Here is a 19,883-nt window from a genome sequence, read left to right as displayed (position 1 = left end):
AGGAGAGCACACCTCCGAGGGAAAAGGCCCGAAGAGCCGGCGGGACTACAGCCGACCGCCGCCCCGGGGGCGGTCGGCGTATCGCACGGGCACAAGAACTGCTGCAGAAAACGCGCGAGCTGCGGGTGCAGGGTCGCGCGGGCGGCAGGGCTCCCGGCCCTGGCCCATTGCACCGCAGTCTTCCGCCGCTTCGTCAGCGCCCCCGTCCAGTGGCGCTGCGCCCACCTCGTGCGCGGTTGATCCGCCCCACGCCCGGATTTCCGCAGCCCGGATGCGGCGGGCCCACGGCATGGGGCCGGCCGAGGGGATGGATGCCCTATGCCCGCCCGAGCTGCCGCCGCACCGGCGCCGCAGAAACCCCCGAAGCCGAGTGGGCGGCCAGCACCGCATCAGCAATCTCCTGGCCCCGGGTGGCGAGGACAGAGAGCAGGGTGTCGCTGAGGCCGTGGGTGCTCTCATTGGTGCCCTGGATGAACACCGAAGGCCGGAACCCGGGGGCGGTGGCGAGCTGGTAGTCTCGCCCCACCGCGCCGACGGTGACATAAGGATCCAGCCCGGCGAGCAGCGCCCGCCCGCTGTCGCGGGCATAGCCGGTGGCGAGCACCACGGCGTCATAGACGACCCGCCCCGGCGTGCCATCGGGACCGATGGACAGGTCGAGCACGATGGCCCCATCCGCCTCCGCCACCCGCGTCACCTGGGTGAGGCGGCGGACCTGGTGGCGCTCCTCGCCGCTCACCTTCTGCTGGTAGAGCAGGCTGTAGATCCGGGCGATGAGATCTTGGTCCACCACCGAGTAATTCGTGCTCTTGAAGTCGGCGATCAGCGCCCGCCGCCGGGGTTCGCTCTGGTGGAAGATGTAGTCGGTGAAGTCGGGATTGAAGATCTCATTCACGAAGGGGGTGTCGTCGGAGGGGCGCAGGGCGTGGCCGCGCACGATCATGTCCACATGCCCATTGGGAAAGCGGGCGGACAGGTCGAGGAAGATCTCCGCCGCGCTCTGTGCCGCCCCCACCACCGCGATGCGCGGCGCCGGGTGATTTCCGAACCCGAAGCTGTCGATGTTCGAGAGGTATGCGGCCGAATGGAAGATGCGCGGGACGTTGCGGAACGGCGCGAACAGCTCCGGCACCCGCGGGGTGCCGCCGGTGGCGAGCGCCACATTGCGCGCCCGCCGCACCTGCGTGCGCCCGTCCGCTCCCCGCGAGACCACCCGCACCACCTCCACCGCGCCGCCGGACACCTCCGGCTCCAGCGCCACCACCTCCTCGCCATAGCTCACGCAAGCGTCGAACCGGCGTGCCGCCCAGCGCAGATAATCGTTAAATTCCAGGCGGCTGGGGAAGAACGTCTTCTGGTTGATGAAGTCCATTAGCCGGCCCTTCTCGTGCAGATAGGCGAGAAAGGTGAAGGGGCTGGAGGGATCGCGCGGCAGCGCCAGATCCTTCAGGAAGGAGATCTGCATGTCGCTGCCCGGCAGCAGCATGCCACCATGCCAGACAAAGCTTTGCTGTTTCTCGATAAAATGGGTCGAGAGCCCGACCTCCCCCACTCCAGCCAGCGCAATGGCGATGGCAAGGTTCGACGGGCCGAAGCCGACGCCGACGAGGTCGTAAATCCAGTCCTCGCCTTCGGATTTCGGTCCGGCGGGACGACGGGTGGCGGGCAATGGACAGCTCTCGCTATAGGTCATGGTGCGTTTCCTGATGCGAAATGCGAATTCAAAAACGGTCCCGGCGCCGCAACGACGACGGGCTTAAAGGCCTGTCATACCTCGGCAAAAGTACGGACGGGCGGCGCCTCTCTTGCCGGCGCGGGGGCGGCGCGCGGGGCCGGAACCGGCAGGCCGCCATCGGGCACGAACAGGCGATCGCCGAAGAAGCGCTCGCGCAGCAGCATCACCAGGGCGGCGCGCTTGTGCGGGAAATCGAACGTGCTCACCCGCGCAAACCCTGAGCGCTCAAGGTTGCGCAACTGCTGGTGATGATCCGCCCGCGGCTCGCCGACGATGCGCTGGGTGCGCGGATCATCGAGAAAAATGAAGTGCATGAGCGAGGGCAGCCAGGTCGCCACATAGGCCCGCCCGCGGAAGGCATCTTCCCCCACCAGAACATGCCAGCCGCGATCATGATCGCCGGCATTGTAGAACGGGGCGATGCGGTTTTCCTTGGCCCAGTAGACCTCGAAATAGGCGAACGGAACGCCATCCACCGCCCCCATCAGTGGCAGCATGTGAGGATCGGCGCTAAGCCCTTCGAGATAGGCGCGATGCTTGTCGAGGTCGCCGGCCTCGTCCCAGATCTCGGCGACGCGGGGATCGTTCATCCACCGGTTGAAGCGCGCAAGGTCGGTGGCAACGTCCACCGTGCGCAGCTCGAAGCGGGCGCCGAGCCAGGGAATAAAGCGTGTGTAGACAACGCCTTCCGGCTTCGGCGGGCGCACCGGGTGACGCCGGCCCTGGGTCAGGGCAAAGCGCTGCGCGAACGGCGGGCGCGCCTGCGGCAGCCACAGGTCGGCCTGCTGCCAGAGCACCTCCGGGAACACGTCGAGCCCCGCGCCACCCACGGCTGCGAGCCCTTCGGCGAGAAGGCGCGAACGCAGCGCCCCCACAAGCGCGCCCTTGTCCGCATCCAGCCCCAGAAGGGACAGCGGCACCGGCGCGGTGCGCATGGCGGTGGCCTGCTCCAGGGCGCGCAGCAGCAGGCTGAAGGCCGTTGCACCATCCGCCGCGCGGACATCCGACAGGGCAAAGCCGCCCGTCGCCGCGTCCGGTGCCAGGACAAGGCGCGTTTCAAGGCGCGATCCATCCCCAGAGCAGGCCACGATGCCTTCGCCCTCGCGATGCTCGGCGACGATCTCTCCAGCGGCCATGGCGTCCTGTCCCTGCGGTCGGCGAACGGGTTTCGGGAGTTAAGACGAATGCGCCGGGCACCGATTTAGGAACATCTCGCAACTTGTCCGGCGCGCCCGCGGCACGCGCCCGGCGCCCCTAAATTTCTGCGCTCCCCGAGCGTCTGTAGCTTCAAGCCCGGTCGCGTCCGGGCTCCAGACATCAAGTTTGGAGGGCGATTCACCGAGCAGATTGATTCAATTTGCCCGGATCGCGCTCCAGAGCCATCGAGGGAGCCGAACACACCATGGGCCCGTCACCCGCGCCCGTCGCCGCGGACGCCGCCACCACCGCACCGCGGCCCCCGCAGGACAGCGGCTTTTCGCTTCTGGGCTTCGTGTTCGGGCAGAACCCGGTGGAGTTCTCGGCCGCCGTGGCCACCAGCCTGCTGAGCGGTGTCGCCGCCGTCGCCCTCATCATCCTCATCAACATGGCACTGGCCCCTGACGGGTCGGACCTTGCGACCCTCGGGCTTGCCTTTGCGGCGGTCGCGGTGCTGACCGTTGCGTTGCAAACGGCTTCGGGCATCCTGTTCGGCCGGCTGGGGCAGGAAGTGCTGGCCCGCCTGCGCAGTCGCATCGCCGAGCGGGTAGAGGCCGCGCCTTTGCGCGCCTTGGAGCAGGTGGGGCCGGCGCGGCTGCAGGCCCTCATCACCGACGATGTCTTCACCCTCGCCACCGTGGTGGTGCGGCTGCCGGTGCTGTTCACCAATGCCGTCGCCATCTCGGGGTGCCTCGGCTATCTCGCCTGGCTGTCCCTGCCGCTGTTCCTCGGCGCGGCGGGTATGATGGGGCTCGGCGTCGCCGGCTACATGCTGGTGGCGGGGCGAGCGCGACACCATCTCGAACATGCGGGCGGGCGGCAGGACACCCTGTTTGCCCACCTCTCGGCGCTGGTGCTCGGCACCAAGGAGCTGAAGCTCAACCGCGCCAAGGCCGAGGATTTCCGCACCCGCCATCTGGGCGCGGCCATCGAGACCGTGCGGCGGGCGCGCACCCACGGCATCACTTTGCTGGCCCTCGGCTCCGCCTGGGGCAGCCTGATCGTGTTCGGCTTCATCGGCCTCGTGCTGTTCGTGTTCACCGGCGGCGGAACGGTGGCGACGGGCTATGCGGTGGTGCTGCTGTTCCTCATCGGGCCGCTCGCCGCCGTGATGGAGGACCTGCCCCGGCTGGCGCTGGCCCGCGTCGCCGGCCAGCGCCTTGCCGAAACCGAGGCGGCGCTTGCCACCCGCGACACGGAGCCTTCCCCGTCCGCGCCATTCAAAGGCATCACCTTCGAGGCCGTCACCCACGCCTATTGGGACGAGCGGACGGCGGAGATGTTCCGCCTCGGCCCGGTGGACATCGCCTTCGCGCCGGGGGAGATCGTGTTCCTGGTGGGTGGCAACGGCTCCGGCAAGACCACCCTCGCCAAGCTCATCACCGGCCTCTACGCGCCGGAGAGTGGCACCGTCCGGCTCAATGGCGCCATCGTGGACGACACCAGCCGGAGCGCGCAGCGTGCCCTGTTCTCGGCCGTGTTCGGCGACTTCCACCTGTTCGAGAGCCTGGTCGGCCTCTCGGGCGCGCCGGACCTCGATGCCCGCGCCAACCGGCTGATCTCGCGCCTCGCCCTGACCCACAAGGTGCGCGTGGAAGACGGGCATTTCTCCACCCGCGACCTCTCCACCGGGCAGCGCAAGCGCCTCGCCCTCGTCGCCGCCGTGCTGGAGGACCGCCCCTTCCTGGTGTTCGACGAATGGGCGGCGGATCAGGACCCCGCCTTCAAGGGCGTGTTCTATCGCGAGCTGCTGCCGGAGTTGAAGGCGCTGGGCAAGAGCGTGCTCGTGATCTCCCACGACGACCGTTATTTCGATTGTGGCGACCGCATCGTGCACATGGAGAACGGCCAGATCACCGCCGATGCGCGCACCGGCACCGATGGCGATGCGCCACGCGAGGACCCTAAATTTCGCGACGCGCCATTCGTCTTCCAGTCGACCCCCATTTGAGGCCCCCACTTAAGGCCCGGCGCACCCACCCATCGGCAGGGCGCAGGCCATGATCCGCCCAGAGCGGGCGCGAAGGTTGCCATGGCATTCGATGACGAGAACGCGGTGTTCCGCGTGGTCCGCAACGATGAAGACATGTACTCCATCTGGCCGCTGCACCGGCCCGTGCCCGCCGGCTGGAGTGACGCGGGCTTCACCGGCACCAAGGCCACCTGCCTCGCGCATGTGGAGCAGGTCTGGACCGACATGCGCCCCCTGAGCCTGCGCCGGGCCATGGACGGCGAAAAGGCCGCAGACGCGGACGGCAACGGAGCCGCCCGGTGAACCATCTGCCGCAGCCGCCCGTGCTCCTCGCCTCCGCCGCCTCGCCCACCGACATCGCGACCCATCTTGCCGATCTGGCGGCCCGCCAGGGGGAGGCGCTGGCGCTCCACCTGCTGGACGATCCGCGGGCCGGCGAGCGCACGGTGAGCTACGCCGCCCTCGACGCGCGGGCACGGGCCTTTGCCGCGCGACTGGCGGACCATGCGGAGCCGGGCGCGCGGGTACTGCTGCTGCTCGAAACCGGCCTTGACTATGTGGGCGCCTTCTTCGGCTGCCTCTATGCCGGGCTCATCGCCGTTCCGGCGTTCCCGCCCGAGGCCAACCGGCCGCAGCACCAAGCGCGCCTTGCCTCCATGGCCCGCGATTGCGGCGCATCCGTCGCCCTCATCCATGCCAACGACCGCTCAGCGGCCGAGAGCCTTCTGGCCGCCCAGCCGGGCACGGCGGTGCTCTGCGTGGAGGACGTAGAGGACGGCGATAGTGACGGCTTCGCCATGCGACGGTCCCGGCCGTCCGACATCGCCTTCCTGCAATACACCTCCGGCTCGACCTCCACCCCCAAGGGCGTGATGGTGAGCCACGGCAACCTCATCTCCAACGAAATCGCCATCCGCGCGGGCTTCTCGATCGATCCCGAAAAGACCATCCTGAGCTGGCTGCCGCTCTATCACGACATGGGCCTCATCGGCGGGCTGCTGCAGCCGCTGTTCAATGGTGGCGCCTGCATCCTCATGTCGCCGCGTCATTTCCTCGCCCGGCCGGTGCGCTGGCTGGAGGCCCTGTCGCGCTTCCGCTCCGAGGTCAGCGGCGGGCCGGACTTCGCCTATCGCATGTGCGTCGAGCGCATCGATCCGGCACAGGCGGAGGGGCTCGACCTGTCCAGCTGGAAAGTCGCCTATTCCGGCTCCGAGCCGGTGCGGGCCTCCACCATGGAAGCGTTCGCCGCTCGCTTCGCGCCGCTCGGTTTCGACGCACGGGCCGTCCACCCCTGCTACGGCCTTGCCGAGGCGACCTTGTTTGTCACCGCCCAGCGGCGGGGCGAGGGCCTGATGGCGCCCGGCTTCGATGCCCCCCGCCTCGCCGCGGGAGAAGCACAGCCGGGTGAGGGACCCGAGGCCGTGCGCGTGGTCGCGTGCGGCGTTCCGGCCGCCGACCACGGCGTGCGCATCCTTGATCCCGCCACCGGCGCGCCGATGGCGGACGGCCGGGTGGGCGACGTGGTCGCCTTCGGCCCCAGCATCGCCCAGGGCTATTGGAACAACCCCGCCGCCACCGCAGCCACCTTCCCCGACATCGGCGGCGTGCGCATGCTGCGCACCGGCGATCTCGGCTTCCTGTCCGGTGGGCAGCTTTATCTCGCGGGCCGGGCCAAGGACCTCATCATCATCCGCGGCCAGAACCTTTACCCCCACGACATCGAGGAGGTGATCGAGCGGGAGGTGGACCTGGTGCGGCAGGGCCGCATCGCCGCTTTCCCGGTGGCCTGCAACGATGGCGAGGGCATCGGCATCGCCGTGGAAATCTCCCGTCGCACCCGCAAGACCGCGTCGGCGGAAAGCATCGCGGCGCTGGTATCGGAGGTGGTGGGCGACGCCTTCCTCGAACCGGCGCGGGTCGTGGTGCTGCTGGAGCCCGGCGCGCTGCCGCGCACCTCCAGCGGCAAGCTGCAGCGCAGTGCGGTGGCGCGCGGTTATGGAGACAACACCCTCGACGCCTTCGCCATCCTGCGCGACGGCGTACTGGAGGACCGGGCGGGTGCAACTGCCTCCGTTTCCGCCCCGGTTGCGCCCGCACCCGCGGCCAGCGCCATGGCCGAGAAGCTCGCCGTCATCTGGTCCGAGGTGCTGGGGCGGCAGGACATCACGGCCGACAGCCATTTCTTCGCCCTCGGCGGCAATTCGGTGGAGGCCATGCGGGTGCGGGCACGCCTCGCCGCGCTCGGGCTGGACGTGCCCGTGGCGGAGCTGTTCCGCCACCCCACCCTCGGCCGCCTCGCCGCCGCGCTGGAGCAGATCGAGGCGGCAGCACCCGAACTCGCCGCGCCCGTGACCACGCCGGACGGCCCGGCGCCGCTCACCCCCGCGCAGCGGCGCATGTGGTTCCTCTCCGAGGTGGCTGCGGGTGCGGCGAGCCGGGCCGCCTATCACGTCGCCGGCGGCATCCGCTTTCCCGCGCCGGTCGACCCAGACGCGCTCGCCCACGCGCTCACGGACCTCGTGGCCCGCCACGGGGCGCTGCGCACGCGCTTCCTGCGCACCGAGGTCGGTGATGCGGTGCAGGAGGAACTGGCCGCCGACCTTCCGCTCGCCGTCGCAGACCTTGGCGATGACGCGGACGGCGCCGCCTATGCCGCCCTCGCAAAGACCCATGCGGAAGCACCGTTCGACCTTGCAGCGGCGCCCCTCGCTCGCGCCCTGCTGGTACGCCGGCCGGATGGGCAGGACGAACTGCTCGTCACCCTTCACCACCTGATCTGCGACGGCTGGTCCCTGGACCTTTTGAGCGAGGAACTCTCCGCCGCCTATGCTGCGCGCGCTGCAGGATCGGCACCCGCCCTACCGCCTACCGGGTCCTACCTTGCTTATGCCCACCGGCAGGCGGCGGAAGCCCCGGACGAAGCCGGCCTCGCCTTCTGGCGCGCCCGCCTCACGGATGCACCCGCGCTCACCACCCTGCCCGCCGACCATCCCCGGCCGGCCGAGGCGAGCCATCGCGGCGGGCGCCTCGAAATCACTTTCGACCCGGCCCTGACGGCCAACCTACGGGCGCTCGCCGCGTCCGCCGACGCCACCTTGCCCATAGCGCTCATCGCCCTGTTCAACGTGCTGCTCCACCGCCTCTCGGGCGCCGATGACCTGTGCGTAGGCCTCGCCTTCGCCAACCGTGCAGCGGCCGGCGACCACGAGACCATGGGCCTGTTCGTGAACACCCTACCAGTGCGCCTCCGGGTGGACGGCGCGGCGGCGTTCGGAGAGGTGCTGCGCCGCGCCCGCGACGGCGTGGTGGAGGCGCAGGCTCACCAGCACGTGCCGCTGGATCGGGTGCTGGACGCCCTCGGCACCGCCCGCAGCCTCAGCCGGCACCCGCTGTTCCAGACCCTCTACACCCACTTGCCGCGCCGGGCTGGAGCGCGCGTGGACGCCTTCACCCGCGACAGCGGCGGCCAGCAGTTCGACCTGGCGCTGGAGACCACGGAGACCGCCGATGGCGGCCTCGTGCTGGCCTTCGGCTATGCGCTGGACCTGTTCGAGCCGGCCACCGTGGGCCGCTTCGCCGAGGCCTTCGCGACCCTCGGCCGGGCCGCCGTCGCCGCACCCGATACGCGGCTCGATCTGCTCGCGCTGGTGGATAAGGCGGCGCTCGCCGCCCACGCCGCCCCCTGGCCGGACCAAAGCGCCCTGCCCGACGTCCCGGTGCCGGACCTCATCGCCTTGCAAGCACAGCTGCGGCCTGACGCGCCGGCGGTGATCTTCGGCGACACGGTCACATCCTTCGCCACGCTGGAGGCTGAGGCCAACCGCCTCGCCCATGTGCTCGTCGCCCAAGGGGTCGGGCCGGAAACGCGGGTGGGCGTCGGCCTGCCACGGGGGCCGGACCTCATCGCCGCCTTGCTTGCCGTGTGGAAGGCGGGCGGCGCCTTCGTGCCGTTCGATCCCGACCACCCGGCCGAGCGCATCGCCCACATTCTTGCCGATGCCGGCACAAAGCTGGTGCTGGCGCGCGAGGGCGTGGCCCCGGGCGTGCCAAATCTTGACCCGGAACGTCTCGACCTGTCGTCCCAGCCGGCGTCCCCGGTGGGCAGGACGACACATCCCGACCAACTCGCCTATCTGGTCTACACCTCCGGCTCCACAGGCCGCCCCAAGGGGGTGATGGTGGCCCACGGGGCCCTCTCCGGGCATTGCCGCGCCACCGGCGCGCTCTACGAGACCTCCGAGCGCACGCGGGAATTCCATTTCCTCTCCATGAGCTTCGACGGCGCCCATGAGCGCTGGATGGTGCCGCTCATCCACGGCGGCGCCATCATCCTCACCGACCGCACCCCCTGGGCCACAGCCGACACGCTCGACACCCTCACCCGCCATCACGCGACCCACGGCGGCTTCCCGCCGGCCTATCTCGATGCGCTGGCCGAGACCGCGCAGGCGCGCGGTGAGGCGCCGGGCGTGGATATCCTGTCCTTCGGCGGCGAGGCGATGCCGGCGGAGAGCTTCGCGCGCATCGCGGGCGCGCTGAAGCCACGCCTGCTCATCAACGGCTACGGCCCCACCGAGGCGGTGATCTCGCCCCTCGCCTGGAAGGTGCCGGCGGCGACCGTCCTCGACACCCCGCACGTCCCCATCGGCCGCGCGGTGGGGATGAGGCGCGCCTATGTGCTGGATGGCGCCCTCAATCCCCTGCCCGTGGGTGTTCCGGGCGAACTTTACGTGGCCGGCGAAGGCCTCGCGCGCGGCTACCAGGGCATGCCCGGCGCCACCGCCGAGCGCTTTTTGCCCGATCCCTTCGGGCCGCCGGGCGGGCGCATGTATCGCACCGGCGACCGCGCCCGCTGGCGCGCCGATGGAACGGCGGAGTATCTCGGCCGCACCGACCGGCAGATCAAGCTGCGCGGCTTCCGCATCGAGCCGGGCGAGGTGGAGGCAGCGCTGCGGGCGCTGCCCGATGTCGGTGCTGCCGCCGTGGCGCTCAAGACCATGGGCGCCTCGGCCCAACTCGTGGGCTATGTGGTGGCGACCGCGGGAACCGTTCCCGATCCCACCGCATTGCGCGAAGCCCTCACCCGGCGCTTGCCCGACCACATGGTGCCAGCCCGCCTGATGGTGCTGGACGCCCTGCCGCTGACCCCCAACGGCAAGGTGGACTACGCCGCCCTGCCCGTTCCCGAGCGCCCCGCCCCGGCGCCCGAGAGCCGCCCGCCGCAGACGGAAGACGAACGGCTGCTCGCCCTCGTCTGGGCGGAGGTGCTGCGCCTGCCGGAGGATCCCGACCTCGACGCCAACTTCTTCGAGCTGGGCGGGGATTCCATCCTGAGCCTGCAGATCGTCGCCCGTGCCCGCCGCGCCGGGCTGGTGCTGTCCGCCCGCGACCTGTTCGAGCACCAGACCATCGCCCGCCTCGCCGGTGCTGCCCGGCGGGAGGAGACGCCGGCGGCGCCTGCAGCCCCGCGCGGTCCCCTGCCCCTCACCCCGCTCCAGCGCGCCTTCCTCGACAGCGGCGCCCCGCGCCTCCACCACTTCAACCAGACGCTGGTCCTCTCCCCCACCCGGCCGCTCGACGCCGCGCATCTCGCGGCAGCCATCGACCATGTGACCCGCCAGCACGGCGCCCTCCACCTGCGCTTCACGCGGCGACCGGACGGCAACTGGCGGCAGGAGGAGGCTGAGGTGGCCACGACACCGCCCCTCGCCGTCGTCGCGGCGGCGGATAGCGCAGCGGCCGCTACTCTCTTCGCCGCCCTCGAAAGCGCGCTCGATATTGCCGCAGGCCCGCTGTTCCGCGCGCTCCTGGCGAACCTCGAAGACGGCGCCCAGCAGTTGTTCCTCACCGCCCATCACCTGGTGGTGGATGCCGTCTCCTGGCGGATCCTGCTGGACGAGATCGAGAGCACCTATCTCGGTCTGGAACAGGGCCGCCCCCTCGCCTCACCCGACCCCGGCACGCCTTTCGCCGTCCGCACCACGCACCGGCCGGCGTCAACCGGCCCGGTGGTCGCCACCGCTCTGCCCTGCGACCATCCGGACGGGCCAAACACCTTCGCTCATCGCCGCGTGCCCCGGCTCGCCGTCGATGCGACGCAGGTGGAGGCGCTGCGGCAGGTCGCCCTCGCCCACCATGCCCGGCTCGACGACCTGCTGCTGGCCGCCGTGGTCCGCGCCACCGGACGCCTGCGCGGACTGCCCCAGCTCACCGTCGGTATTGAAGGGCACGGGCGGGACCTGGTGCCGGGCGCTGATTTCAGCCGCACCGTGGGCTGGTTCACCGCCCTCTCAATGGCGGCGCTGCCGCTGGAAGACGACCTGCGCCGCGCCCTCCTCGCCACCAAGGAGGCGGCTCGCCGCGCCGTCGCGGATGCGGAGGCCCCGCCGCCGGGGCTCATTTTCAACCATCTCGGACGGGTGGATGCGGGCCGCGGCAGCTCCCTATTCGCTCTCGACGCCATGGACCTCTCGACCGACCCGGACCTGCCCCTCGGCGCCGAACTGATCGTGGACGCCAGCGAGACGGAAGCCGGCGCCGAGTTGCGCCTCACCACCTCCGCCGCGCGCTGGGACGAGGCGACCCTCGCCCGCCTCAATGAGGCCATCGCCGCCGACCTCGCCCGCATGGCGATCCTCGACGGCGACGGCGCCTCGCCCTCCGACTTCCCCCTCGCCGGCCTCGCCCAGTCGGCGCTGGACCGCCTCGCCCTGCCCTGGCGCGAGATCGAGGACCTCTACCCGCTGACGCCGACCCAGCAGGGCATCCTCTTCCACGCCCTGGAGGGGTCCGGGGAAGGCGCATATGTGAACCAGCTCCGCGTCACCATCGCCGGTCTGGACGCGCAGCGCTTCGCCGCCGCCTGGGCACGCGCGGTGGCGCGCCACGACATCCTGCGGAGCGCCTTCCTGTGGACCGCCGACCTCGGCGCGCCCTTGCAGGCGGTCCGGCGCCATGTACCGTTCGGCGTGCAGCACCATCCGCCCATGGACGCGGCGGATACGGCCGCACTCGACGCCATCGCGCAGGACGACCGGGCCCGCGGCTTCGCGCTGGATGCGGCGCCGCTCATGCGCGTCCGCCTCGTGCCCCTCGGATCCGAAGCGCACCATTTCATCTGGACCGCCCACCATCTGCTGCTGGACGGCTGGAGTTCCGCCCGCCTCATGGCGGAAGTCCTTGCCGACTATGCGGACGCCCCCATGCCCCCGCCCCCGGCACGCTTCCGCGATCATGTGGCGGCCCTCGCCACCCCGCGCGGCGACGGCGAGGCCTTCTGGCGCACGCGGCTGGCGCAACTTGAGGAGCCGTCCCTCCTCGCCGCCACCACCACTGGCCCGGCCGTTCACCGGCACCTCACGGTGCCACTGGCGGCGGAGCGCTGGGACCGACTGGGCACAGCCGCGAAGGCGCAGCGGGTGACCCTCGCCAGCCTGTTCCAGGCGGCCTGGGCGCTGGTGCTGAAGCACATGACCGGTCGCCCCGCCGTGGCGTTCGGAACCACCGTCTCCGGCCGGCCGGACGACGACCCGCGCATGGAAAGCGTGCTCGGCCTGTTCATCGCCACCGTGCCGACGATCCTCACCGTTCCGGGGTCCGGGCAGGCGGCGGATTTCGTGCGCCACGTTCAGGCGGAGAGCGTGGCGACCACCGCCCATGCGGACACGCCGCTGGTGGACATCCTGCGCTGGGCCGGACGCAGCGGGCAGGCCCTGTTCGACAGCCTGCTGGTGTTCGAGAACTACCCCATGGATGCCGCCCTGAAGGCGCGCACTGTGGACGGGCTCGCCTTCGGCCCGGTGGTCTCGCAGGAGGCCACCAACTTCCCCCTCACCCTCAGCGTCATCACCGACGCCGAGCCGCGCCTGGCCTGGAGCTACGATGCCGCGCGCTTTTCGCCAGCCGCGATGGAGCAACTCTCCAGCCGCCTGCTGCTGGCACTCGATCTCCTGGCCGGGCAGCCGGAGGCGGACCTCTCCGCCCTCTCCCTCGCCTTGCCGCAGGAGATCGCCGCTGCCCGCGCCCACGGCATCGCCGCCGCACCGGTCGCGGAACTCTCGCCGGTGCATGAGCTGATCGCCGCGCAGGCCCGCCTGCGGCCGGATGCCATCGCCGTCACCTGCGGCGCGGACGCCCTGACCTATGGCGATCTCGACCGCCACGCCGAGCGCCTCGCCCGGCGTCTCGCGGATGCAGGCGTGGGGCCGGGCGACATCGTCGGCATCAGCGCCGAGCGCGCGCCGGCTCTGATCGCCGGGCTTCTCGCCATCCTGAAGACCGGGGCGGCCTATTTGCCCCTCGATCCGATCTACCCACAGGCGCGCCGCGCCTACATGATCGGCGATGCCGGGGTGCGCTGCATCCTCGCCGACACCACCAATGCTGCCGATCTGCCGCAGACCGGGCTGCGACACATCCCCCTCGACCTCTATGGGGAGGCCGAGGAGGATGCGGCGGCGATGCGCCACTGGCCGTCGCCGCACCCGGACCAACCCGCCTATGTCATCTACACGTCCGGCTCCACCGGCGCGCCCAAGGGCGTGGTGGTGAACCATGGGAATGTGGCGCGCCTGCTCACCGCCACCGCGCCATGGTTCGGCTTCGGGCCGGACGACGTGTGGACCCTGTTCCACGCCTATGGCTTCGACTTCTCAGTGTGGGAGATCTTCGGCGCCCTCAGCTTTGGCGGGCGGTTGGTGGTGGTGCCCCAAGCGGTGAGCCGCGCGCCGGAGGAGGTCCTGGACCTCGTGGTGCGCGAGCGCGTCACCGTGCTGAACCAGACCCCCTCTGCCTTCCGCCCCTTCCTGCAGGCGGCGCTGGCACGGGCCGAGAAGCCGGACCTTGCCCTGCGCCACGTCATCTTCGGCGGCGAGGCGCTGGATGTGGGCGTGCTCGGCCCCTGGTATGAGCGCTTCGGCATCAAGGCCCGGCTGGTCAACATGTACGGCATCACCGAGACCACCGTGCACGTCACCTACCGCCCGCTCGGCCCCGGCGACGTTGCGGGCGCGAGCCGCAGCCCCATCGGCGGCCCCATCCCCGACCTCACGCTGCATCTCCTCGACGACCTGCTGGACCCTGTGCCCATCGGCGTTCCCGGCGAACTGTGCGTCGGCGGCGCGGGCCTCGCATCGGGCTATCTGAAGCGGCCGGGCCTCACCGCCGCGCGCTTCGTGCCGGACCCGTTCGGGCCGCCCGGCAGCCGGCTCTATCTCAGCGGCGACAAGGCCGTGCGACGGCCGGACGGAACCCTCGACTATCTCGGCCGCGGCGACGGACAAGTGAAGATCCGCGGCTTCCGCATCGAGCTGGGCGAGATCGAGGCCCGCCTGCGCGACGATGCCGCCGTAACCGACGCCGCCGTGGTGGTGCGGGAGCTTCCCGGCGGGCCGGCGCTGGTTGCCTATGTGGTGGCCGGCGGACCGGTGGACCCGGCCGCCGTGCGCGCGCGGCTTCAGGCGGGATTACCGGATTATATGGTGCCGGCCCATGTGGTGGCCCTCAACGTGCTGCCCCTCACCGCCAACGGCAAGCTGGACCGCGCGGCCCTGCCCGAGCCGCGCGCCACCGCCATCACCTCCGCCCCCCCGGAAGGTGCTGACGAGGAGGCCCTCGCCGCCATCTGGCGCGACGTGCTGGGCGCCGGAGAGATCGGCCGCGAGGACAATTTCTTCGCCCTCGGCGGTCATTCCCTTTCGGCGACGCAGGTGCGGCTTGAAATCCGCGAACGGCTCGGCGTGGAGGTTCCGGTGCGACGCCTGTTCGAATGCCAGACCCTGCGCAGCCTCGCTTTGGTGCTGGCCGAGACCCGCGACACAGGGGCTCCCGCCACCGAGTCTGCGCCCGGGCAGGCGCTCGGCGCCGATGCGCTGGCGCAGATGGATGCGCTGCTCGGCGAACTGGAGGGATGAGCATGGCCCCGTCGCCTCACGACCTCGCCCGCCGCTTCGCCCAGCTGGCGCCGGAGAAGCGCCGCCAGTTCCTGGACGCCCTCGCGGCGGCCGGCGTGGACTTCCGCCTGCTGCCGATCCCGGCTATGCCCCGGCCGCAGGGGCGAGCGCCGCTGTCCTTCGCGCAGAACCGCATGTGGGTGGCCCAGCAGATGGGCGGCAACGGCGCCCTCAACACCATCGCCGGCGGCCTACGCCTCGACGGCGCGCTGGATGCCGATGCCCTCGCCGCCACCTTCGCCGACCTCGCGGCCCGCCACGAGGCCCTGCGCACCACCTTCGCCCTGACGCCGGAAGGCGTGCCCGAGCAGGTGATCCATGAGACGGCGCCCATCGCCCTCGAAAACATGGACCTCTCTGGCGCCGCCGACCCGCAGGCCCGGCTGAAGGCCCTTTCTGACGCCGACGCCGCCCTGCCGTTCGATCTTCTCGCCGGCCCCCTCACCCGCGCCACGCTGGTGCGCCTTGCGCCGGAAGCCCATGTGTTGCTGCTGACCCAGCATCACATCGTCTCCGATGGTGCGTCCCTCGCCGTGCTGCTCAGGAATCTCATGGCGCTCTACGCCGCCCGGCGGACCGGCACGCCCTCCCCGCTCGCCCCGCCGGCCCTGCACTATGCCGACTATGCAACCTGGCAGCGCAACTGGCTCGAGGTGGGCGAGATGGCGCGGCAGATCGAGGGCTGGCGCGCCCGCCTCGGCGACGGCGGCGCGCTCCTCGCCCTACCCACGGACCGGCCGCGCCCGGCCACCCAGAGCCATCGCGGCGGGCGCCACGCCGTCACCCTGCCACCGGACCTCGCCGCGCGCCTGCGCAGCGTGACGCAGCAAGCCGGTGCCAGCACCGCCATGGGGCTGATGGCCGTGCTGCTGGCCCTGCTGTTCCGCCTGACCGGAGAGCGCGACCTGTGCCTCGGCATCCCCGCCTCCAACCGCGACCGGCCGGAGACGCAGGACCTCGTCGGCCTGCTGGTGAACACGCTGGTGATCCGCGCCGAAGTTACCGGCGCCACCAGCTACCGCGCACTGCTCAATGCCGCCCGCGCCGCTGTGCTCGATGCCCAGACGCTTCAGGATGCGCCTTTCGAGGAGGTGGTGGAGGCGCTCCAGCCCGAGCGCAGCCTTGCGCGCAGCCCGCTGTTCCAGGTGATGCACAGCCATCTGGTGGACGAGCGCCCCGCCCGCATGGCCGGCCTCACCCTCGCCCCCGTGGCGCGCGACACCGGCGCCATCGCCTTCGACCTGGTGCTGGAAACCACCGAGCAGCCGGACGGCACCATCGTCGCCGCCTTCGGCTATGCCCGCGACCTGTTCCGGTCGCAGAGCGTCGCGCGCATGGCGGAGCTTTTCCTGGCCCTCGCGGCGCGCTGCCTTGCCGTGCCCGATGCCACCATCGGCGACTTCTCGCTGGTGGATGCGGCGACCCTCGACCAGATCTCGGCGCCCTGGCCCGGCGACCTGCCCCTCGCCGATGATCTGGTGCCCCACCTGATCGCCGAGTCAGCACGGCGCCGTCCCGATGCGCCCGCCGTCATCTGCGGCGACGAAACCCTGTCCTTCATCGACCTTGAGCGGAGCGCGAACCGCATCGCCCATCATCTACTTGGCCTTGGCGCGGGGTCGGAGACGCGGGTGGCGGTGGGCCTCAGGCGTGGGCCGCGCGCGGTGGCGGCCTTCCTCGGCGTACTGAAGGCTGGCGCGGCCTTCGTGCCGTTCGATCCCGACCATCCGGCCGAGCGCATCGCGGATGTGGTCACGGATTCCGGGGCCGCCTTCGCCATTGTGGACGCGGACGGGCCGGCGCTGCCGCAGGCCGTGACTGCCCTGGTGCCGGAGCGGCTCGATCTCGACGCCCTGCCAGAGACCGTGCCGGACTTGGCGATTCATCCCCAGCAACTCGCCTATGTCATCTACACCTCCGGCTCCACCGGGCGGCCGAAGGGCGTCGGCGTGCCCCACGGCGCCCTCGCCATGCACGCGCGCGCCACCGGGGCGCTCTATGGTACCGGCGAGGAGACGCGGGAGCTGCACTTCCTCTCCTTCGCCTTCGACGGCGCCCACGAGCGCTGGATGGTGCCGCTGGCCTTCGGCGGCGCCATCGTGCTGCGCGACCAGGGCCTGTGGAGCGCCGAGGAGACGCGCGACGCCCTGGCCCGCCACCGCGTCACCCACGCCGGCTTCCCGCCCGCCTATCTCACCCAGCTCGCCGAATGGGTGGAGAGCGCGGGGGATCCGCCGCCGGTGCAGGTCTATTCCTTCGGTGGCGAGGCCATGCCCCGCGCCGGCTTCGAGGCGGTGAAGCGGTCATTGCGCCCGCAGGTGCTCATCAACGGCTACGGCCCCACCGAGGCGGTGATCTCGCCCATGGCCTGGCGGGTGCCGGCCTCCGAGAGCTTCGACGGGTCCTATGCCCCCATCGGCCGGGCGGTGGGCCTGCGCCGCGCCTATGTGCTCGACGGCGCGCTCCAGCCGGTGCCCATCGGGGTCGCGGGCGAGCTTTATCTTGGCGGAGAGGGGCTGGCGCGGGGCTATCTCGGCCGCCCCGGAGCTACCGCCGAGCGCTTCCTGCCGGACCCGTTCAGCCCCACAGGCGGGCGCATGTACCGCACCGGCGACCGGGTCCGCTGGCTCGCCGACGGCACGGTGGAGTATCTCGGCCGTGCCGACCAGCAGATCAAGCTGCGCGGCTTCCGCATCGAGCCCGGCGAGATCGAGGCTCAGCTGAGGCAGGAGGAGACGGTGCGCGAGGCGCTGGTGATGCTGCGCACCGATGGCGCGGCCCCCCGGCTCGTCGCCTACGTCACTCCCGCCGAGGGCGCCGTGGCCGAGGAACAACCGCTGCGTGCCGCTCTGCTGCGCCGCCTGCCCGACTACATGGTGCCGGGCCGCATCGTGGTTCTCGACACCTTTCCCGTGACCCCCAACGGCAAGCTGGACCGCGCCGCTTTGCCCGCCCCGCCTGAAACGCAGGACATCATCATCGCGCCCGAGGGCGAGACGCAGCAGGCCATCGCCGCCATCTGGTGCGACCTGCTGGGACGCGCCAGTGTGGGCGCCAACCAGAATTTCTTCGACCTCGGCGGCAATTCCCTCGCAGCGCTCAGGGTGCTGAACGCCCTCAGGACGCGCTTCCCGGACAAGACCATCGGCGTGCCGCTGCTGTTCAGCCACCAGGACGTGGCAAGCCTTGCCGCCGCCATCGATGCCGATGCGGTGGGCGCCACCCAGGTGGTGCGGCTGAACCCGCGCGGCAGTTTGCCGAAACTCTACTGCTTCCCGGGCCTCATGGTGAACACCCGCGAGTATGCCCCGCTGGTGCGTAGGCTGGGGCCAGACCAGCCGGTGACAGGCTTCGTGTGCTACTCCCTCACGGAGGAGCGCAAGAGCGTGGTGTCGGTGGAGGACATCGCCGCGCGCTACGCCGCCCATATCCGCGCCGAATGCGCCGGCGGCAGCGCCACGCTGCTCGGCTGGTCGTGGGGCGGGGTACTGGCCTTCGAGGCCGCGCGCCTTTTGGCCGGCGAGGTGGACATCGGCTTCGTCGGCATGCTGGACGTATGCAATCTCGACGTGAACTTCGCCGTGGGCCGGCTCGCCGACATCGCATCCGCCGACCGCACCCGCCTTGCCGGACAGGTCGCAAGCTGGCTCGACCGCGCCCCCATGCGGGCCGAGTGGGAGAACCTGTTCGCCCGCATGGACGACACCCTGTTCACCCAGTTCCTGCGCTATGTGGAGACCATCGGCGGCGACCTGCCCACGGACGGGCCGGGCCTCGGCAGCCGGGAATACGAGCTGTGGACCTTCATCGACAACACCCTGCTTTACCGGCGCTATCGCATGGCGCCGTTCGACGTGCCGGTGCGGGTGTGGCTGGCGGAAAACTCGGTGGCGCGCGGGCTCGATCTCGTGGACTGGAGCCGCTATTCGCCCCGCGTGGACCAGGTGGAAGTCATCCCCGGCGTCACCCACCGCGAGATCGTGGACAGCGCGCGCTTCCACGATAGCTTCGCCCGCAGCCTCGCCAAGGCCTGGGACGCCCCCAGCTGTGCCGCTCTGGCGGGGGCTGCGGAATGAGGGTGGTGCCCGCGATCCGGTGGGCATTGAAAGGCCGAGCCGCAGTCATACCGTCATGCCCGGCCTTGTGCCGGGCATCCACGCCTGTCCGCCGGGACATACGCTTGATGGCTGGTCGAGCGTCCTGAACATGGATGTGGGACCGCCCGTCCCACCTATCCGGCCTTCGCGTTTCTCCTCCAGCACGCGCTCAGGGCACGGTCGCCCCACGCATTGCCTTGCCTTTTGAGGTTTTGTCGCCCGCAAGCACGTGGGGACAATTACTGCAATAGCCGCGCTCCGGCAGCAGGTAGCGCACGCAGCACACGCGCCGCCAGCGCCCCTCTCCGCCCGGCCCCGGCTCGTAGCGCACCGGGGCGTGGAAGGGATTGCGCGCGCCGCCCGGCCAGCGCGGCGCCGCCACCAATAGATCGCCCGCCGCCACGGCGGCCGGGACCTGCCCCGTGCCCTCCAGCTCCCGCAGGATGGCCTCGAACAGGTTGGCCGCATTGGTCCACAGCACCTTGGTGGAGAGACCAGAGCGCGCCGCCAGTGCCGCGAACACCGGCTCCAGATGATCGAAGACCAACTGCTTGAAGCGCACGAACGGGTCGACCTCGCCATCCGCGTGCCCGTCGTGGGGCAGCACGAAATGGTCGGGCAGGCCCTCCTCGTCCAGCACCAAAGCAAGGTCATCGAGCGCCACCGGCAGGTGGTGGCCGAGCACCAGGTTCGCGACCACCACCACCGGCATCAGGATGTGCACGTAGTGGATGGAGAACAGGGACGCGAGGGCGCGCCGGTCCTCGCCGCCGAAATGGGCGGCCACAAGGTCCAGCGCCGCGTCGAGCCGCGCAGGGTCGAGCAACTCGGGCAGCGGAAAGGCGCCGGGCTTGTCGCCGGGCAGCACCAGCGTGTCCGCATAGGGCTCGAGCGGGCCGTGGAAGATGGGGGCGAGGACGGGGATCATGGAG

At 71.0% G+C, this 19,883-nt stretch carries 7 protein-coding genes; 4 read left to right on the top strand and 3 right to left on the bottom strand.

Annotated features, from left to right (window positions below; all coding sequences use genetic code 11):
* Positions 1 to 316 precede the first annotated feature (316 nt).
* Complete coding sequence (locus FZ033_RS19820) at positions 317 to 1,693, bottom strand: lysine N(6)-hydroxylase/L-ornithine N(5)-oxygenase family protein (RefSeq protein WP_149577789.1); 1,377 nt, start codon at positions 1,691 to 1,693, stop codon at positions 317 to 319.
* Positions 1,694 to 1,767: 74 nt separating this feature from the next.
* Complete coding sequence (locus FZ033_RS19815; protein WP_149577788.1) at positions 1,768 to 2,871, bottom strand: GNAT family N-acetyltransferase; 1,104 nt, start codon at positions 2,869 to 2,871, stop codon at positions 1,768 to 1,770.
* Positions 2,872 to 3,137: 266 nt separating this feature from the next.
* On the opposite strand from FZ033_RS19815, the gene FZ033_RS19810 reads away from it, so the two are divergent.
* From FZ033_RS19810 to FZ033_RS19795, 4 genes are all read left to right on the top strand, one after another.
* Positions 3,138 to 4,883 (top strand): cyclic peptide export ABC transporter, encoded by a 1,746-nt coding sequence (locus tag FZ033_RS19810; RefSeq protein ID WP_149577787.1) that lies wholly within the window; start codon positions 3,138 to 3,140, stop codon positions 4,881 to 4,883.
* 81 nt (positions 4,884 to 4,964) lie between these two features.
* Entirely contained in the window at positions 4,965 to 5,207 is a 243-nt protein-coding gene (locus tag FZ033_RS19805; protein WP_149577786.1) for an MbtH family protein, read from the top strand.
* Positions 5,204 to 14,815 (top strand): non-ribosomal peptide synthetase, encoded by a 9,612-nt coding sequence (locus FZ033_RS19800; protein WP_149577785.1) that lies wholly within the window; start codon positions 5,204 to 5,206, stop codon positions 14,813 to 14,815. Before FZ033_RS19805 ends, FZ033_RS19800 begins: the two co-directional genes overlap by 4 nt.
* A 2-nt stretch (positions 14,816 to 14,817) precedes the next feature.
* Positions 14,818 to 18,930, top strand: coding sequence for a non-ribosomal peptide synthetase (locus FZ033_RS19795; protein WP_149577784.1), 4,113 nt, complete (start codon positions 14,818 to 14,820; stop codon positions 18,928 to 18,930).
* Between the two features lie 190 nt (positions 18,931 to 19,120).
* On the opposite strand, the gene fhuF is transcribed toward FZ033_RS19795, so the two are convergent.
* Positions 19,121 to 19,879: a siderophore-iron reductase FhuF gene (fhuF, locus tag FZ033_RS19790; protein ID WP_149577783.1), complete on the bottom strand. Its 759-nt coding sequence runs from the start codon at positions 19,877 to 19,879 to the stop codon at positions 19,121 to 19,123.
* Positions 19,880 to 19,883: the final 4 nt, after the last annotated feature.

Source organism: Xanthobacter oligotrophicus, assembly GCF_008364685.1.
GTDB classification, from domain to species: Bacteria; Pseudomonadota; Alphaproteobacteria; order Rhizobiales; family Xanthobacteraceae; genus Xanthobacter; species Xanthobacter oligotrophicus.
This window is presented reverse-complemented; position numbering and strand designations above follow the sequence as displayed.

Bases quoted from the DNA above. Each gene is read 5' to 3' on its own strand.
- FZ033_RS19820 (WP_149577789.1), bottom strand. From the start codon at position 1,693: ATGACCTATAGCGAGAGCTGTCCATTGCCCGCCACCCGTCGTCCCGCC.
- FZ033_RS19815 (WP_149577788.1), bottom strand. From the start codon at position 2,871: ATGGCCGCTGGAGAGATCGTCGCCGAGCATCGCGAGGGCGAAGGCATC.
- FZ033_RS19805 (WP_149577786.1), top strand. From the start codon at position 4,965: ATGGCATTCGATGACGAGAACGCGGTGTTCCGCGTGGTCCGCAACGAT.
- fhuF (WP_149577783.1), bottom strand. From the start codon at position 19,879: ATGATCCCCGTCCTCGCCCCCATCTTCCACGGCCCGCTCGAGCCCTAT.
- FZ033_RS19795 (WP_149577784.1), top strand. From the start codon at position 14,818: ATGGCCCCGTCGCCTCACGACCTCGCCCGCCGCTTCGCCCAGCTGGCG.
- FZ033_RS19810 (WP_149577787.1), top strand. From the start codon at position 3,138: ATGGGCCCGTCACCCGCGCCCGTCGCCGCGGACGCCGCCACCACCGCA.